The organism is Streptomyces aureus, from assembly GCF_000725495.1.
Lineage (GTDB): Bacteria > Actinomycetota > Actinomycetes > Streptomycetales > Streptomycetaceae > Streptomyces > Streptomyces aureus_B.
This window is the reverse complement of sequence record NZ_KL647040.1, coordinates 282153-300985: the sequence shown is the minus strand read 5'-3', so window position 1 is coordinate 300985 and position 18833 is coordinate 282153. Positions and strand designations below refer to the sequence as shown.

Annotated in this window: 4 protein-coding genes and 2 pseudogenes; 4 read left to right on the top strand and 2 right to left on the bottom strand. The window is 72.3% G+C overall.

Annotation, left to right across the window (positions count from 1 at the left end; translation table 11 throughout):
• Positions 1–5496, bottom strand: a pseudogene (locus IO36_RS49260) (SDR family NAD(P)-dependent oxidoreductase); the annotation flags it as partial.
• Positions 5497–5541: 45 nt separating this feature from the next.
• A pseudogene (locus IO36_RS39755) lies at positions 5542–14610 on the bottom strand (type I polyketide synthase); the annotation flags it as partial.
• A 257-nt stretch (positions 14611–14867) separates the two neighbouring features.
• Between IO36_RS39755 and IO36_RS39750 the strand changes: the two are divergent.
• From IO36_RS39750 to IO36_RS39735, 4 genes are all read left to right on the top strand, one after another.
• Positions 14868–16247, top strand: a complete 1380-nt coding sequence (locus tag IO36_RS39750) for a glycosyltransferase (RefSeq protein ID WP_037627934.1) — start codon at positions 14868–14870, stop codon at positions 16245–16247.
• An 82-nt stretch (positions 16248–16329) separates the two neighbouring features.
• Positions 16330–17388 carry a DegT/DnrJ/EryC1/StrS family aminotransferase gene (locus IO36_RS39745; protein ID WP_037627932.1) on the top strand — a complete coding sequence of 353 codons (1059 nt, stop codon included), beginning with the start codon at positions 16330–16332 and terminating at the stop codon, positions 17386–17388.
• Between the two features lie 32 nt (positions 17389–17420).
• Positions 17421–18599, top strand: coding sequence for a cytochrome P450 (locus IO36_RS39740; protein WP_037627930.1), 1179 nt, complete (start codon positions 17421–17423; stop codon positions 18597–18599).
• A gap of 17 nt (positions 18600–18616) precedes the next feature.
• Positions 18617–18811 carry a ferredoxin gene (locus IO36_RS39735; protein WP_037627928.1) on the top strand — a complete coding sequence of 65 codons (195 nt, stop codon included), beginning with the start codon at positions 18617–18619 and terminating at the stop codon, positions 18809–18811.
• The last annotated feature ends 22 nt before the right edge of the window (positions 18812–18833 follow it).

Below are 18833 nucleotides of genomic sequence, written 5' to 3'. Positions count from 1 at the left end.
TCCAGGATCGTGTGCGCGTTCGTCCCCGAGATCCCGAACGACGACACCGCCGCCCGCCGCGGCCGCTCCACCACCGGCCACGCCCTCGCCTCGGTCAGTACCGACACCGCACCGGAGTCCCAGTCCACCCGGGACGACACTTCGCCGACGTGCAGGGTCTTCGGCAGCTCGTCACTGCGCAGTGCGAGGACCATCTTGATGACGCCCGCGACACCAGCGGCGGCCTGCGTGTGCCCGATGTTCGACTTCACCGAACCCAGCAACAACGGTGTCTCACGGTCCTGCCCGTACGTCGCCAACAGCGCCTGCGCCTCGATCGGATCACCCAGCGACGTGCCGGTGCCGTGCGCCTCCACGGCGTCGACTTCGGACGGTTCGAGACCGGCGCTGGCCAGCGCGGCCCGGATCACGCGCTGCTGCGACGGTCCGTTCGGCGCCGTCAGGCCGTTCGACGCGCCGTCCTGGTTCACCGCCGAACCCCGCACCACCGCAAGGACTTCGTGCCCGTTGCGTACGGCGTCGGACAGCCGCTCGACCACGATGACGCCGATGCCCTCGGACCACCCGGTGCCGTCGGCGTCCTCGGCGAACGCCTTGCACCGGCCGTCCGGCGCCAGCCCGCCCTGTCGGGAGAACTCCGCGAACAGCCACGGCGTCGTCATCAGCGTCACACCGCCGACGAGCGCCAGGGAGCATTCACCGCCGCGCAGTGCCTGCGTCGCCCAGTGCAGCGCCACCAACGAGGACGAACACGCCGTGTCCACGGTGACAGCCGGTCCTTGCAGGCCGAGCGTGTAGGAGAGGCGGCCGGACAGCACGCTGGCGGCGAGGCCCGTGCCGGTGTGTCCCTGGCGGCCGGCCTCGGTGCCGTCGAGCACGTCGCCGTAGTCCTGGCCGTTCGTGCCGATGAACACGCCCGAGGAGCTGCCGCGCAACGTCAGCGGGTCGATGCCGGTGCGTTCCAGTGCCTCCCAGGACGTCTCCAACAGGAGCCGTTGCTGCGGGTCCATCGCCACGGCTTCCCGCGGGGAGACCTCGAAGAACTCCGCGTCGAAGCCGGCGATGTCGTGCAGGAAGCCACCGCGTTGAGTGGCGCTGCGGTCCGGTCGATCGTCCGCGAGTCCGTCCAGGTCCCAGCCGCGGTCCGTGGGGAAGGGCCCGATCGCGTCGCTGCCCTCGGCCAGCAGCGCCCAGAGCGCCTCCGGCGAGTCGATGCCGTTCGGGAAACGGCACGCCATGCCGACGATGGCGATCGGTTCGTCGGTGACGGCGACTTCCGGTGCCGTGACGGTGGTTTCCCGGCTGTCGAGCAGTTGGGCGAGCAGAAGCTCGGTCACCCGGGCCGGGGTCGGGTGGTCGTAGAGCAGGGACGCGGGCAGGCTGAGCCCGGTCGCCGCGACGAGCCGGTTGCGCAGTTCGACGGAGGCCAGGGAGTCGAAGCCCAGCTTGCCGAACTCGCGGTCCGGCGTGATGTCGCCGGGCATCCTGTGCAGGACGGCCGCTACTGCGCCTCGCACTACGCCGGCGACCCGTGCCAGGCGTTGGTCCTGGTCGAGAGCCCGCAGCTCCGCGACGAGTCCGGACATCGGAGCGGCGGAGGACTCGGTGAAGCGGCGCGCCTCCGGCAGTGCCGACAGCAGGGGGCGGTGCGGCCGTGGTGTGAGCAGGGTGGCCAGCACGTCGGGGTGGCGCAGGTCGAGCACGGTGAGCGTGGGGTCCGGGGCCGTGACGGCCTGCCCCAGCACCGTAAGGGCCAGTCGCGGGTCGAGCGCGGCGGCGCCGACGCCCGTGGCGCTGCCGCCCATGCCGTCCCCGGCCCACGCGCCCCACGCCAGCGAGGTGCCGGGCAGCCCCAGCGCGCGGCGCCGCTGGGCGACGGCGTCGAGGACCGCGTTGGCCGCGGCGTAGTTCGCCTGGCCGGGGTTGCCGACGGAACCGGCGGCGGAGGAGAACAGGGCGAACACCGAGAGGTCGTGACCGCGGGTCAGTTCGTCCAGCACCAGTGCCGAGGCGGCCTTGGCCCGGAACACCGTCGCGAACTGTTCTCCGCTCAGCCTGGTCAGCACGCCGTCCGCGAGGACGCCGGCCGCGTGGACGACGCCGGTCAGCGGCTGGTCGGCAGGGATGGCCGCGAGGACGGCCGCCATGGTGTCCCGGTCCGCCGTGTCCGCCGCGACCAGGTCCACCTCGACGCCGGAGGCGGTCAGTTCGTCGTGCAGTTCCGTGGCGCCCGGCGCCGCGCCGCCCCGGCGGCTCACCAGCACGAGACGCGCGACACCTCGGTCCGCGAGCCAGCGGGCCACGCTCGCGCCGAGCGCACCGGTACCGCCGGTGATGAGCACTGTGCCGGTCGGGGTCCACTCCGGCGCGTCCCCGGCGGGCGCGGCTGTCAGCCGTCGGCCGAACGCTGTGCCACCGCTGCGGATGGCGACTTCTTCCTCGCCGGCAGGATGGGCGAGCAGGGCGGCGCAGCGCGTGAGTACGGCGTCGTCAGGCTCGGCGGGCAGGTCGATCACACCGCCCCAGCCGTCCGGGTGCTCGAGGGCGGCGACCCGGCCCAGCCCCCAGACGGCGGCGCGTTCGGGGTGCTCGACGGTGTCGCCCTCGACGGCGGCGACGGCGCCGCGCGTGACCGCCCACAGGGGCGCGGTGATGCCGAGCCCGGACAGAGCGCGCAGGAGCGTGGCCGTGGCAACCGGTCCGGCCGGGTCCTCGGCCAGTAAGGACAGCACGCCCGCGAAGTTCGCGCCCTCCGCGATGGACAGCCGCCCGGCGAGCGCGTCGGCGTCGGCGGTCACCGGTACGTGCGCACGGATCGCGCCCGGACCGGCCGTGCCGGCCACGCGGCTCACCCAGGTCTCGTCGGCTCCCTCCGGCACGATCACGAGCCAGGTGCCGCGAGGGGCGCCGGTGACGGCTCCGTTCAGCGGTGCCCACGTCTCCTGGTAGCGCACGGCGTCGAGGTCGCGTTCGGTCCTTCGGCGGCGGCGCCACGCGGCGAGCGCCGGCACCACTCCGGAGAGCTCGTCGCCGGTGAGACCGAGTCCGGCGGCGAGGCTGTCGAGGTCCTCGCTCTCGATGGCATCCCAGAACTCGGCGTCCACCGGGTCGGTCGCGCCCGGCTCGTCATCGACCGGCTCGGGCCAGTAGTACCGGTGCTGGAAGGCGTACGTGGGCAGGTCCACGTGGGTGGCGTGCAGAGGCCCGAAGAACGCTGCCCACTCGACGGGCACTCCGACCGAGTGCAAGGCGCCGAGCGCACTGACGGCCGACTCCTCCTCGTCACGATCGCGCCGCAGCATCGGCACGGTCGTCACCTCGGCGGTCTCCTGGATCATCGCCGACAGCGTCCCGTCGGGCCCCAACTCCAGGAACGTCCCCACACCGTCGTCCACCATCGCGCGCACCGCATCACCGAACCGCACGGCCTCACGCACATGCCGAACCCAATACGCCGGATCCGTCGGATCACCCGACACCAGCCGGATCACCGGCTCACGGAACTCGATCNNNGCCCCACCCGCCGGCAGCCCGTCCATCAAGGCAGCACGCGCACGCACCAACCGGCACGCATCCCCCAGCGACAACACACCCGCCACATGCGCCGCCACCACCTCACCCAACGAATGCCCCGCTACGACTTCAGGGCGCACACCCCACGACTCCACCAACCGGAACAACGCCACCTCAAGAGCGAACAACATCAGGATCCGCACCCCACATCACCTCCCGGACGTCCTCACCCAACTGCGCCATCACCGCGTCAAAGGCTGCCGCGAACACCGGGAACCGGGCATACAACCCACGCCCCATCCCCAACCGCTGCGCACCCTGACCCGTGAACACCACCCCCAAACGACCATCACCAACCACCCCCTCCGTAACGGCCGTCAGCTTCGCCGCGAGGTCGGAGGCGTCCCGGCCGACGAACACGGCCCGGTGCGCGAGGTGCGCGCGGCCGGTGGCCAGGGTGAGGCCGACGTCCGCGGGATGCGCACCCGTGTCCAGTCCCCGCGCCAGCTGCTCCGCCTGCGCACGCAAGGCCCCCGGCGTGTGCCCGGACAGCACCCACGGCACGACCGCGTCGACCGGCGCCTCGGCGCGCGGCTCGGCATCCGGGGCCTGCTCCAGGATCGTGTGCGCGTTCGTCCCCGAGATCCCGAACGACGACACCGCCGCCCGCCGCGGCCGCTCCACCACCGGCCACGCCCGCGCCTCCGCCGCGAGTGCCACCGCACCGGCCGACCAGTCGACATGGGACGACGGCGTTTCGGCGTGGAGCGACTTCGGCACGAGCCCGTGCTGCATGGCCATGACCATCTTGATCACACCGGCGACACCGGCGGCGGCCTGGGTGTGCCCGATGTTCGACTTCACCGAACCCAGCAACAACGGCGTCTCGCGGTCCTGCCCGTACGTCGCCAGCAGCGCCTGCGCCTCGATCGGATCACCCAACGTCGTACCGGTGCCGTGCGCCTCGACGACGTCCACTTCGGAGGCTTGCAGCCCGGCGCTGTCCAGCGCCAGCTTGATGACCCGCTGTTGCGACGGTCCGTTCGGTGCCGTCAGACCGTTCGACGCGCCGTCCTGGTTCACGGCCGAGCCCCGCACCACGGCGAGCACCGGGTGGCCGAGCCGTCGTGCGTCCGACAGGCGCTCCAGTACGAGCATGCCCACGCCTTCGGCCCAGCCGGTGCCGTCGGCGGAGTCGGAGAAGGCTTTGCAGCGGCCGTCCGCGGACAGGGCGCGCTGCCGGGAGAACTCCACGAAGGTGCTCGGTGTGGACATCACCGTCACGCCGCCGGCCAGCGCCAGTGTGCAGTCGCCGTTGCGCAGTGCCTGCGCTGCCAGGTGCAGGGCCACGAGCGATGACGAGCACGCCGTGTCGATCGTGACCGCCGGGCCCTCCAGCCCCAGGGTGTACGCCACGCGTCCCGAGGCGACGCTGGGCAGGCTGCCGTTGGTGCGGTAGCCCTCGAAGGCGTCGTCGGTCAGCAGTTCCCGGTAGTCGCTGTACATCACCCCCGCGTAGACGCCGGCGCGGCTGCCCCGCAGCGACACCGGGTCGATGCCCGCGCGCTCCAGCGCCTCCCACGACGTCTCCAGCAGCAGACGCTGCTGCGCGTCCGTCGCCATGGCCTCGCGCGGGCTCATCCCGAAGAGTTCGGCGTCGAAGTTCCCCGCGTCGTGGAGGAATCCGCCGGCCCGAGCGTAGGACGTGCCGAGGTGCTCGGGGTCGGTGTCGTAGAGGGTGTCGAGGTCCCAGCCGCGGTTCGCCGGGAATTCGGTGACCGCGTCGGTGCCGTCCACGACCAGTTGCCACAGGTCCTCCGGTGTGCGCACACCGCCCGGGTAACGGCAGGCCATGCCGACCACGGCGATCGGCTCGCGTCCCCTCAGCTCGAGTTCTTCCACGCGCTGGCGGGCGGTGCGCAGGTCGACCGTGACACGCCGCAGATACTCGACGACCTTGTCCTGCTGGCCGTGGTCATCCATCGCAGGTCCTCTTCTTCCATCAACGAACGGGGTGGGCGGGCGGGTTCAGTTCTGGGAGACGCCCAGATCGCCATCGATGATCGTGAACAGCTCGTCGACCGAGGCCGAGTTGATCTTGTCGGCGTCGATCTCGGCGACGGGTCCGGCCGCGTCCGTCTCCATCTGGCGCAGCCGTCGGCCGAGCTGTTCGAGCCGGTCGGCGAGCGTCGCATGGTCGGCCGTGGAGCCGGCGGCCGCGACGGCCGCCTCCAGTCGGTCCAGCTGCTCCAGGGGGGTGCCGGTTCCTGCCGCCTCGGGCGCGGCGGAAGGCGCGAGTTGGCCCCGCAGGTGCTCGGCGAGCGCCGACGGAGTCGGATAGTCGAACAGGAGGGTCGACGGCAGCCGGCGGCCGGTGACCGTGTTGAGCCGGTTCCGCAGTTCGACGCCGGTGAGCGAGTCGAAGCCGAGGTGCCGGAACTCGCGCGACGGCTCGATCGCCGCCGGTGAGCCGTGGCCGAGGACGGCGGCGGCCTCGGTCCGTACGACGCCGAGAACCAGCCGCAGGCCTTCGTCGGGAGTCGCACCGGCGAGCCTCGTTGCCAGTGTGGCGGTCCCATCCGCCGCCGCGGCGGAGGCGGCGGTGCGGCGGCCGGTGCCGGCGAGACCGCGCAGCACGGTCGGTACGTCACTCCTGGCTCGCAGCCTGGGCAGGTCCAGCCGCATCGGCACGAGCACCGGGGCGTCGACGGCCAGCGCGGCGTCGAACAGCGCCATGCCCTGCTCCGTCGGCACCGGGGCCATGCCGTCGCGGGCCATGCGCGCGAGGTCCGCCTCGGACAGCGTCGCGGTCATGCCGGTGCCCGGCGCCCACGCGCCCCAGGCCAGTGAGACGGCCGGCAGGCCCAAGGAGCGGCGGTGCGCCGCCAGTGCGTCGAGGAAGGCGTTCGCGGCGGCGTAGTTGGCCTGCCCGGCCCCGCCGAGGACTCCCATGACCGAGGAGAACGTCACGAAGTCCGTGAGATTCCTGTCCTTGGTCGCCTCGTGCAGGTTCCAGGCCGCGTCGGCCTTCGCCCGCAGCACGGTCGCCAGGCGCTGCGGGGTGAGCGAGCCGACCACACCGTCGTCGAGCACACCCGCGGTGTGCACGACGGTCGTGAGGTCGGGGATGCTTGCGACCAGCTCGCGGGTGGCGTCGGCGTCCGCGACGTCGCAGGCGACCATCCGCACCTCGACGCCGCGTCGCGCCAGTTCCTCGCCCAGTCGCGCCGCACCGTCCGCCGTCTGTCCGCGGCGTGAGGCGAGCACCATCCGGGCCACGCCCTGCCCGGCCAGATGGAGGGCGAGCCTGCTGCCGAGGCCGCCGGTGCCGCCGGTGACGAGAACCGTTCCCTCGGTGGCGGGTTCCGCCGGCATGGTGAGGGCGATCTTGCCGATGTGTTTGGCCTGGCTCATGTACCGGAACGCGTCGCGTGCGCGCCGCACGTCCCACGATCGCACCGGCAGCGGCGTCAGTGTCCCGGCCTTGAACAGCTCACCCAGTGCGGCGAGCATGCCGGCGACGCGTTCCGGTTCCACCGTCATCAGGTCGAACGGCAGGTACCGCACGCCGGGCAGATCGGCGGGGTCGCGCAGGTCCGTCTTTCCCATTTCGGCGAAACGGCCGCCGTCGGCGAGCAGGCCAAGGGACGCGTCGATGAACTCCCCGGCCAGCGAGTTGAGTACAACGTCGATCCGCTGTTCGCCCAGCACCCCGGCGAAGGCTTCGGCGAAGTCGAGTGTCCGGGAGGTGGCGATGTGGTCGTCCGCGACGCCGAGGGCGCGCAGCGTGTCCCACTTGCCCTCGCTCGCGGTGGCGAACACCTCGGCGCCCAGGTGCCGCGCGAGCTGGATCGCGGCCATGCCCACGCCTCCGGCACCGGCGTGGATGAGCACGCGCTCGCCGCTGCGCAGCCCCGCCAGGTCGACAAGACCGTGGTACGCGGTGAGGAACACCAGTGGGACGGCTGCAGCCACTTCGTCCGGCCAGGCCGCCGGTACGGGCACGATCAGCCGCTCGTCCACCACCGCCAGCGGGCCGAAGCCACCCGTGACCATTCCCATGACGCGGTCGCCGACGCGCACACCCGTCACCTCGGGACCGACCGACACGACCTCGCCCATGGCCTCGGCGCCGGGCGCGCCCGGGTCGCCGGGGTACATGCCCAGAACGTTGAGCACGTCACGGAAGTTCACACCCGCCGCGCGCACCCGCACCCGTACGTGCCGGCCGGTCGGTTCGCGCTCGGCCTCGGGGTAGGGGACCAGGGCGATGTTGTCGATGCTTCCCCGGTGGGTCACGTCGAGCCGCCACCCGCTGCCACGGGGCGGCAACAGGCCCGCGTCCGCGCCGAGGTGCGCCAGCCGGGCGGCGTGCACGACGCCGTCCCGCACCCAGCCCTGGGGTTCGCCGGACGCCTGCAACGCGCCGTATGCCGCCGAGGGGTCCTGGCCCTCCGGCAGGTCGAGCAGCAGGAAGCGGCCGGGGTTCTCGGTCTGCGCGGTCCGCACCAGGCCCCACACGGCGGCCGAGGCCGGGTCCGCGCCTGTCACCGCTCCGTGCGTCACGAAGAGCAGCGGTTCCGCGCTGTCGCCGGACAGCCACTCCTGCACGGCCTCGAGCGCCTTGACCGCCGCCGCGTGCGCCGCCGCCGCGAAGTCGCCGGTGGCCGGCGCGAACTCCGTCACCGCGGCGGGCTCGATCGCCCCGGCCTCCGGCAGCGGCGTCCAGTCCAGTGCGTACAGCGAGTCGTAGGCATGGGCGGCGACGGGCACGGCGGCCGCCCGCAACGTCAGCGACTCGACGGCCGCGACCGGATCACCGAGCACGTCCGCGGCCGTGATGGACACGCCCGGGCCCGTCGTGGTCAGGCGGACCCGCAGTACGGCCGCGCCGGTGGCCGCCACGGACACGCCCTCCCAGGCGAACGGCAGGGCCCCGGGTGCCACACCCATGTCGGCGAGGAACGCCACCTGCACGGCGGCGTCGAGCAGCGCGGGGTGCAGACCGAAGGCACCGGCCTGGCCCGCCACCACGTCGGGCAGCGCGACCTCCGCGAACACCTCGGCATCCCGCCGCCACACGGCCCGTACGCCCCGGAAAGCCGGACCGTAGGCGAGGTTCGTCGCGGCCGGCCGCTCGTAGCAGTCGTCCAGCGGCAGGGCCTGCGCCCCGGCCGGCGGCCACGCCTCTCGCGCGAACGCCGTGTCCGCCGCGGGAGCGTCCGCCGTGAGGTATCCGGTGGCGTGCTGGGTCCAGGTGCCGTCGGCAAACGCAGACACCCTCACCGGGCGGCGGCCGTCCTCGTCCGCGCCGACCGCCACCTGCACGGGAACCGAACCGTGCGCGGGCAGCACGAGCGGTACGGCCAGCGTCAGTTCGTCCAGCCGTGGGCACCCCGCTTCCTCGCCGGCGCGCAGCACCAGCTCCACGAATCCCGTGCCCGGGAACAGGTTCCGGCCGCCGACCACGTGGTCGGCCAGCCAGGGGTGCGTGGTGGCGGACAGCCGGCCGGTGAGCAGCACGCCGTCGCCGTCCGCCGGCCGGACGACCGCGCCGAGCAGCGGGTGGCCGGCCTGGTCGAGACCGGCGCCGACGACGTCGTCCGTCCGGCCGTCGTCGGGCCAGAACCGCTGATGGCGGAACGCATAGGTGGGCAGGGGCACGAGGTGCGCTCCGGTGTCCGCGAGAAAGGCCGCCCAGTCCACCGTCGTGCCGCGCACGTGCAGCTCCGTCAGCGCGGTGACCGCCGCCTCCTCCTCGGGCCGGTCACGGCGCAGCAACGGGACGGCGCGCAGGTCGACGTCGCCGGCGGCATCGGGAACCAGTGCGGTGAGCGTGCCGTCCGGTCCCAGTTCGAGCACGGTGCGCACACCGGCGTCGGCCATCGCCCGGACGGCGTCCGTGAACAGCACCGGTTGCCGCACGTGCTGCGCCCAGTAGATTCCGCTGTCGGGGGAGTCGATCCGGCCGGTGAGGGCCGACACGAAGGGGATCCGCGGTTCGTGGAACGTGCACTCCCCCAGCGCCTCGCCGAACCGGGCCAGCATCGGGTCCATCAGCGGTGAGTGGTAGGCGTGGGAGACCGGCAGCGGCTTGGTGCGCCGGCCCAGCGCCGTGAACGTGTCGCGGATCTTGGCCACCACGTCGCCGACACCGGACACCACGACCGACCTCGGCCCGTTCACGGCCGCGATGGACACTCCTTCCACCAGCAGCGGGCACACCTCGCCGGGGGTCGCCTCGACGGCGAGCATCGCCCCGCCCTCGGGCAGGGCCTGCATCAGGTCGGCCCGCGTGAGCACGAGCGTCGCCGCGTCGGCCAGCGACAGCACGCCGGCGACATGCGCGGCGGCGATCTCACCGACCGAGTGGCCACCGACCATGTCCGGCTCGACGCCCCACGACTCCACGAGCCGGTACAGGGCCACCTCCAGCGCGAAGAGCGCGGGCTGCGTCCAACGGGTCCGGTCGAGTTCCGCCGCGTCCTCGCCCCACATGACGTCCCGGACCTCGGTGCCCAGTGCCGCGACGACCTCGTCGTACGCCGTGGCGAACGCGGGGAAGCGCTCGTACAGGCCGCGGCCCATGCCGAGGCGCTGCGAGCCCTGGCCGGTGAACAGCACGCCCAGCTTGCCGTGGACGACCGAGCCCTGGACCGCGCCGGTCGGGTCGGCCAGCTCGGCCCGCAGAGTGTCGCCGTCCCGGCCGGTCACGGCGAGACGATGGGGGAAGTGTGTGCGCGTGCCGGCCAGGGACAGCGCCACGTCGGCCGCGCCGCCGGACGCGGTCGCGATCCGCGCCGCCTGCGCGCGCAGCGCCTCCGCGGTGGGTGCCGACACCATCCACGGAACCAGGACGCCGTTCGTCTCGGGCGCCGGCTCCGGCTGGGCGACCTGTTCCAGGACGACGTGCGCGTTGGTGCCGGAGATGCCGAACGACGAGACCGCCGCGCGTCGCGGACGGCCCGTGTCGGGCCATGCCGCGGCCTTCGTGAGCAGTTCCACGGCGCCCATGGACCAGTCCACGTGCGAGGACGGCTGCTCGACGTGCAGGGTCCCCGGCAGCCTTCCGTGCTGCATGGCCTGCACCATCTTGATGACACCCGCGATACCGGCGGCGGCCTGCGTATGGCCGATGTTGGACTTCAGCGAGCCGAGCAGCAGCGGCCTCTCGCGGTCCCCGCCGTACGTCGCCAGCAGGGCCTGGGCCTCTATCGGGTCGCCGAGCTTCGTGCCGGTGCCGTGCGCCTCCACGGCGTCCACCTCGGACGGACTCAGGCCCGCGTTCGCCAGCGCGGCACGGATCACGCGCTGCTGCGACGGCCCGTTCGGTGCGGTCAGGCCGTTGGAGGCTCCGTCCTGGTTCACGGCCGAGCCGCGTACGACGGCGAGTACCCGGTGTCCGTTCGCGCGGGCGGCGGACAGCCGCTCCAGGACGAGCACGCCGACGCCCTCGGACCAGCCGGTGCCGTCGGCGGAGTCGGAGAACGACTTGCACCGGCCGTCGACGGCCAGGCCGCCCTGCCGGGTGAACTCGACGAAGTTGTCGGGCGTGGACATGATGGTCACCCCGCCCGCCAGCGCGAGCCCGCACTCCCCGGCGCGCAGTGCCTGTGCCGCCAGATGCAGCGCCACCAGCGACGACGAGCACGCGGTGTCGACGGTCAGCGCCGGGCCCTCGGTGCCGAGCACGTACGCCGTCCGGCCCGACATGACACTCGGTGTCGTACCGGTCATCACGAAGCCTCGGGAGTCCTCGCGCCGGTCGAGCAACGATGCGTAGCTGCCGCCGAAGGTGCCGACGAACACACCGGTCCGGGTGCCGCGGAGGGACATAGGGTCCAGGCCGGCGTGCTCCAGCGCCTCCCAGGTGGTCTCCAGCAGGTGGCGCTGCTGGGGATCCATCGCCTTGGCCTCGCGCGGCGAGACGCCGAAGAACTCGGCGTCGAAGCCCGCCGCGTCGGAAAGAAAGCCGCCGGAGCGGGTGGCGACGGCCGGCGTGCCGTCGGCGCCGGGGGCGAACAGCGCGTCCAGGTCCCAGCCGCGGTCGGTCGGGAACGTGCCGACGACGCACCGTCCCTCGGCGGCGACCCGCCACAGGTCCTCGGGGCCGGCGACACCGCCCGGGAACCGGCAGGCCATGCCGACGATCGCGATCGGTTCGTCGGCGGCGGTCCCGGTGGCGGCGGCTTCCGCGGTCTCGCCGGTGGCGGAGGTGAGCAGGAAGTCCGTGAGCCGGTCGGGTGTCGGGTGGTCGTAGACGGCGGACGTGGGCAGCGCGATGCCCAGTGCGCCGACGAGCCGCTCCCGCAACTCGACTGCGGCGATCGAGTCGAAGCCCAGCGCGCGGAACTCCCGGGACGGGTCGATCGCGGCCGGATCCGTGTGCCCCAGCACGCCGGCGGCCTGCGCCCGGACCGCGTCGAGGAGCGCCGCGCGATCGAGCGCCGGGGCGTCGGCGACGGGCTCCGGCCGGCGCGCGGGCGCGGCCGTGGCACCAGGACCGGCCAGCCAGTACCGGCGGCGGTCGAACGCGTAGGTGGGCAGGCCGATCCGGCGGCCGCCCTCGTACAGACCGGACCAGTCCACCGCGACACCCCGCACGAACGCCTCGGCGAACGACGTGAACACGCGGCTCAGGCCGTCCTCGCCACGGCGGAGCGTGCCCGTCACGACGGCCCGGGCGCCGGCCGCTTCGACCGCCTCGGCGAGGGCGACACGGAGCACGGGGTGCGGGCTGCATTCGATGAAGGCGCGGTGTCCGTCGTCGAGCAGCGCGGCGATCGCGGGGCCGAAGTTCACCGTGTGGCGCAGGTTGCGGTACCAGTAGGTGGCGTCCATCGTCGCGGTGTCCAGCCATCCGCTGCTCACGGTCGAATAGAACGGCACCTGCGCGGTCCGGGGCCGGATCGGCGCGAGCAGGTCGAGCAGTTCCTGCTGGATCGCCTCGACCTGCGTCGTGTGCGAGGCGTAGTCGACGGCGATGCGCCTCACCCGGGCGCCGTCGGCGGTCAGCTCCTCGAACAGGGTCTCCAGCGCGGCGGGCGGACCGGCGACGACCACCGACGTCGGCCCGTTCACGGCCGCGATCTGCACGGACCCGTCGGCGGGCAGCAGCGGCTCGACACTCTCCGCCGCCAACGCCACCGACATCATGAGACCGTCGCCCGCGATCCGTCGGGCGATGGCCCGGGAGCGCAGCGCGACCACCCGGGCACCGTCCTCCAAGGACAACGCTCCGGCGACGACGGCGGCGGCGATCTCGCCCTGCGAATGACCGACGACCGCGTCCGGACGCACGCCCCGCGAACGCCACAGCGCCGCCAAGGACACCATCACCGCGAAGGACACCGGCTGCACCACGTCCACACGGTCCAGGTCCGGCGCGCCTTCGGTCTGCCGCAGCACATCCACCAGCGACCAGTCGGTGAACGGGGACAGCGCCGCCGCGCACTCGCCGATCCGGTCCGCGAACACCGGTGACTCGTCCAGCAGCCGCGCGCCCATGCCGGCCCACTGCGCACCCTGACCGGGGAACACGAAGACGGTCCCGCCCTCGACGTCCGCCACACCGGTGACGACACCGAGCGTCACCTCACCCCGGGCGAACTGCTCAAGACCGTCACGGTCGACGGCCACCGCCCGGTGCTCGAACAGCGAACGCGAGGCCAGCAGCGAATGTCCGAGATCCCGCTGATCGGCCTCCAGTCCGGCCAGGCCGGCGGCCTGACCACGTAACGCCGCCGCCGAGCGCGCCGACAGCACGAGCGGCAACGCGGCCGGAAGCGGCGCGCTCTCCCGTGCCGCCGGTTCGGGTGCCGGCGGGGCCTCCTCCAGCAGGACATGGGCATTGGAACCGCTGAACCCGAAGGACGACACCCCGCACCGGCGCGGGACGTCACCGCCCGGCCAGTCCCGTTTCCCGGTCAGCAGTCGGACGGCACCGGACGACCAGTCCACGTGCGGCGTGGGCGGTTCGGCGCGCAGGGTGGCGGGCAGGACGCCGCGCCGCAGCGCCTCCACCATCTTCACCACGCCGAGCACGCCGGCCGCGGCCTGGGTGTGCCCCAGGTTGGACTTCAACGACCCCGTGTACAAAGGCCGTTCGCGATCCTGTCCGTAGGTGGCGATGAGCGCTCGGGCCTCGACCGGGTCGCCGAGCGGGGTGCCGGTGCCGTGCGCCTCCACCGCGTCCACGTCGGAGGGAAGCAGGCCCGCGTCGGCGAGGGCCCCGGTGATGACCTCGCGCTGCGCCTGTTCGCTCGGCGCGGTGAGTCCTGCCGAGGCGCCGTCGGAGTTGATCGCCGAGCCCCGCACCACGGCCAGCACCTGGTGTCCCTCGGCGCGTGCCGTCGACAGGCGCTCCACGAACAGAACGCCGACGCCCTCGCTCCACGCGGTGCCGTTCGCGTCCGCGCCGAAGGGTTTTGGCCGGGCGTCGGGCGACAGCGCGCGCTGCCGGCTGAACGCGACGAAGGCTGCCGGAGTCGGCATGACCGTCACGCCGCCGACGACCGCCTGCGCGCACTCCCCGCTGCGGATCGACCGCACCGCGAGGTGCAGAGCGACCAGTGAGCTGGAGGACGCGGTGTCCACGGTGAGCACGGGTCCGCGAAGACCCAGTTCGTAGGCGATGCGGCCGGAGACGACACTGCCCGCGGTACCCGTGGCCAGGTGGCCCTCGGCACCGTGCGCGTTGGTCAGCCCCGGGCCGTACTCGTGCGCCTCGGCGCCGACGAACACGCCGGTGGCGGTGCCGCGCAGCGTCGTGGGATCCACGCCGGCGCGCTCCAGCGCCTCCCACACGACCTCCAGCAGCAGCCTCTGCTGCGGGTGCATCGCCTCGGCCTCACGGGGTGAGATCCCGAAGAACGAGGCGTCGAACTCGCCGGCGCCGGCGAGGAATCCGCCCTCGCGCACGTAACTCCGGCCCGGTGCACTCGGATCGGGGTCGTACAGCGCGTCGAGGTCCCAGCCACGGTCCGTCGGGAACGGCCCGAAGACGTCCTCGCCGTCGCTCAGCAGACGCCACAGCCCCTCCGGCGAGTCGATGCCGCCCGGAAGACGGCACGCGGTACCGACGATCACCACCGGGTCGGTCACTTCCGGGTTCTCGTTGCCGGCTTCGCTCATGACGCGGGACCACCTCAGACCGGTAGGTACGACAGGGACTCAGCGGTGGAGCGTATGCACGGTCCAACCCGTATTTCCCTACAGATGCGACACGGGCGCGGGACCCGCGCCCCCCTGCCCGCCGGTCTAGGGAATTCCGGCCGTCGCCGGTGGGATAAACGGGACCTCGGGGGCGCATGCCGGTCCCGTCCGTGGATAAGCCCGCCCGAAAGGTGTCCCGCATGTCATCCAGCTCGCGGCCGATCCTGTTCGTCAGCCTGCCGGAGAGCGGTCTGTTCAACCCGGTCCAGACGATCGCGGGCGAGTTCGCGCGGCGCGGCGTCGAGGACCTGTGGTTCGCCACCGACGAGGAACGCCGTGGCGACGTCGAGGCGCTGGCCGACGTGTCGGCGGTGCGTTTCGCCTCACTCGGCGACGTGGTGCCGGAGCTGTCGGCCCTGACGTGGGACGAGGACGTCTACGCCAAGGTGACCGGACCGAAGCGGTTCGCCGCGCATGCCGCCGTGATCCGCCACACCTACGACCCGGCGCTGCATGTCGACAAGTACCGGCGGCTTCTGGAGCTCGTCGAGAAACTCCAGCCCGCGCTGATGGTCATCGAGAGCCTCACCGCGTACGCCGTCGACATCGCGATCACCCGCGGGATCCCGTACGTGCTCGTCTCCCCCTTCCTGCCGAGCAACTACGTGACCGCGTACACCCCTTTCACCAAGGCCTACACCCACCCCGACTTCCCCGTGCCGCACTCGGGCCTGTCCGTGCGCATGACGCCGCGGCAGCGGATCGAGAACCGGCTGTTCCGTGTGCGCACCCTGGGAATCTTCCTGCGCCCGTCCATGGCACGGGTCCTGCGACGGGACCGGCGGACCCGGCAGCAACTGGGCATCGCCCCGGAGGCCCGGCGATTCCTGGCCCGGATCGAATGCGCCGAACTGGTCGTGAACGGGTCGCTGAGCGAGCTGGACTACCCCTTCCGGGCGCCGGACAACATGAGGATGGTGGGCGCGCTGATCCCGCCGCTGCCCCAGGCACCCGAGGACGAGGACGTCAGCGGATGGCTCGCCCGGCACGACTCGGTGATCTTCGTCGGCCTGGGCACCACCACCCGTCTGACCTCCGGACAGGTGCGTGACATGCTCACCGTGGCACGGCGGCTGGGCGACGACCACCACATCCTGTGGAAGCTGCCCCGCGAGCAGCAGCGTCTGCTGCCCGACGGGCCGTTGCCCGAGAACGTGCGCATCGAGAGCTGGGTGCCCTCCCAGCTCGACGTGCTCGCCCACCCGAACGTGAAGGCGTTCCTGACCCACGGCGGCGGCAACGGCTTCCACGAGGGCCTCTACTTCGGCAAGCCCATGGTCATCCGCCCCCTGTGGGTGGACTGCTACGACCAGGCGGTGCGCGGCGAGGACTTCGGCGTCAGCCTGACCGTCGATCCGCACCGCGGCACCGGTGACGACATCTTCCGTGCGCTGCGACGGGTGCTTGACGAGCCGTCGTTCAGCGAGCGCGCCCAGCGCTTCGGCAAGCTGCTGCGCGCCGCCGGCGGCGCGGCCGCCGCCACCGATCTGGTGCTGGACCTGCCCGCCCTGGCTTCCTGACCACCGCGCGGCGGCGCCACCCCCGAACGATCCCCTCCGGCGCCGGCGCCGGCGCCGGCGCCACTCAACGAACGAGGACCCCATGGGATTCAAGTACCCGGTCTCCAGGCCCAGCATGAACGGGCGCGAACTGGAGTACGTCACCGACGCGGTCACCAGCGGATGGATCTCCGCGCAGGGACCCTACATTCCACGCTTCGAGCAGGCGTTCGCCCAATACAACGGGGTCCAGCACGCCGTCGCGTGTTCGTCGGGCACCACGGCACTGACCCTGGCGCTGCGGGCGCTCGGCATCGGGCCCGGCGACGAGGTGCTGGTTCCGGAGTTCACCATGGTCGCGACGGCCTGGGCGGTGTCGTACACCGGTGCCACACCCGTGTTCGTGGACTGCGGCGACGACCTGAACATCGACGTCACGCTGATCGAGGACAAGATCACCCCGCGGACCAGGGCCATCCTGCCGGTGCACGTCTACGGCCGGCGGTGCGACATGGACGCGATCATGAAGATCGCCTACGAGTACAACCTCCGGGTGGTGGAGGACTCCGCCGAGGCGCACGGCATTCGCCCGGTCGGGGACATCGCCTGCTTCTCCCTGTTCGCGAACAAGATCATTTCCTCGGGCGAGGGCGGGGTGTGCGTCACCGACGACCCCCGTCTGGCCGCCCAGATGGAGCACCTGCGGGGCATGGCGTTCAGCAAGGAGCACGACTTCCTGCACAAGAAGCTCGCCTACAACTTCCGCATGACGAATATGCAGGCTGCCGTCGCCCTGGCGCAGACCGAGCGGATCGACGAGATCCTCGCCGCGCGGGCGCGCATCGAGGCGCACTACGACCGCGGGCTCTCCGGCGTCGACGGAATCACCCTGATGCCCTCACGGCAGGTGCTGTGGATGTACGACCTGCTGGCCCGGGACCGCGACGAACTCATGGAGTTCCTCACGGAGAACGGCGTCGAGACCCGCTACTTCTTCCAGCCGATGAGCCGGCAGCCGATGTACCGGGACCCGGTGTGGCCCTCGCTCCAAGCCGCCCGGTTCGCGCAGCAGGGCCTCTACCTGCCGACCTACACCGATCTGAGCCCCGAGGACCAGGACTTCATCGTCGGCCGGGTCCGCAAGTTCTACGGTGCCGGCTGACCGGCACCCCGATCACGATGGGACGTGCACCCATGACGCTCTCCGAACCCGAGGCGACACAGTTCCCGGCCCGGTTGCCCGGCGAACCCTTCCCACCGCGTCAGTACGCGGACTTCCGCGAACGGCCCGGGCTGATCCGCTCGACGCTGCCGACGGGCGGCCCGGTGTGGCTGGTGTCGCGGTACGAGGACGTGCGCACCGTGCTGACCGACCGCCGCATCAGCTCCAATCCCGCGCGCGAGGGCTTTCCCAACGTCGCCAGGACCGGCGGCGTGCCGACGCAGGATCAGATTCCCGGCTGGTTCGTGGGCATCGACCCTCCGGAGCACGACAGGTTCCGCAAGGCCCTGATCCCCGAATTCACCGTGCGACGCATCCGGCAGTGGCGGCCCCTCATCCAGGAGACCGTGGACCGCTGCGTCGACCATCTGCTCTCGCTCGGCGACTCCGCCGATCTGGTGGCCGAGTTCGCGCTGCCCGTGCCCTCACTGGTGATCTCGACCATGCTGGGCGTGCCGTTCGTGGACCGGGAGTTCTTCGAGTCACGCACCAAGACGCTGGTGAGCCTGAAGACCACCACCGAGGACGAGCGGGGCGTGGCCGTCCAGGAACTGCTGCGCTACATCGGACGGCTCATCAAGGTCAAGCAGAAGCGGGCGGGCGACGACCTGATCTCCCGGCTCCTGGAGTCCGCGGTCCTGTCCCCGGAGGAGCTGACCGGGGTCATCATGCTGCTGCTGATCGCCGGCCACGAGACCACCGCGAACAACATCGCGCTCGGTGTGGTGACCTTGCTGTCCAACCCGCAGTGGATCGGCGACGACCGCGCGGTGGACGAGCTGCTGCGCTACCACTCGGTCGCGGACCTGGTCGCGCTGCGCGTGGCGGTCGAGGACATGGAGATCGGCGGGCAGGTCGTCAGGGCCGGGGAGGGCATCATCCCGCTCATCGCCGGCGCCAACCACGACCTGAACAGCTTCGACCGGCCCGACGAGTTCGATCCGGGCCGGGCCGCGCGCCACCACGTCGCGTTCGGCTACGGGGTGCACCAGTGCCTCGGACAGAACCTGGTGCGGGCCGAGATGGAGATCGTCTACCGGACCCTGTTCCGCCGCGTGCCCACGCTCGCGGTCGACGCCGACGTCACCGCCCTGCCGTTCAAGTACGACGGCACCCTGTTCGGTCTGCACGAGCTGCCCGTCCGTTGGTGAACCGGAGGAACGAAGTCATGAGAATCCATGTGGACAGGAGCCGGTGCGTCGGCGCGGGCCAGTGCGCGCTGACGGCGCCGGCGCTGTTCGACCAGGGCGAGGAGGACGGTCTGGTGGAGGTGCTCGACGCCGAGCCGGACGACACGCAGGCCGCCGCCGCGGCGATGGCGGCGCGGGTCTGCCCGTCCGGCACCATCACCGTGAGCCGCTGAGACGTCCTCCCCACCACACAGC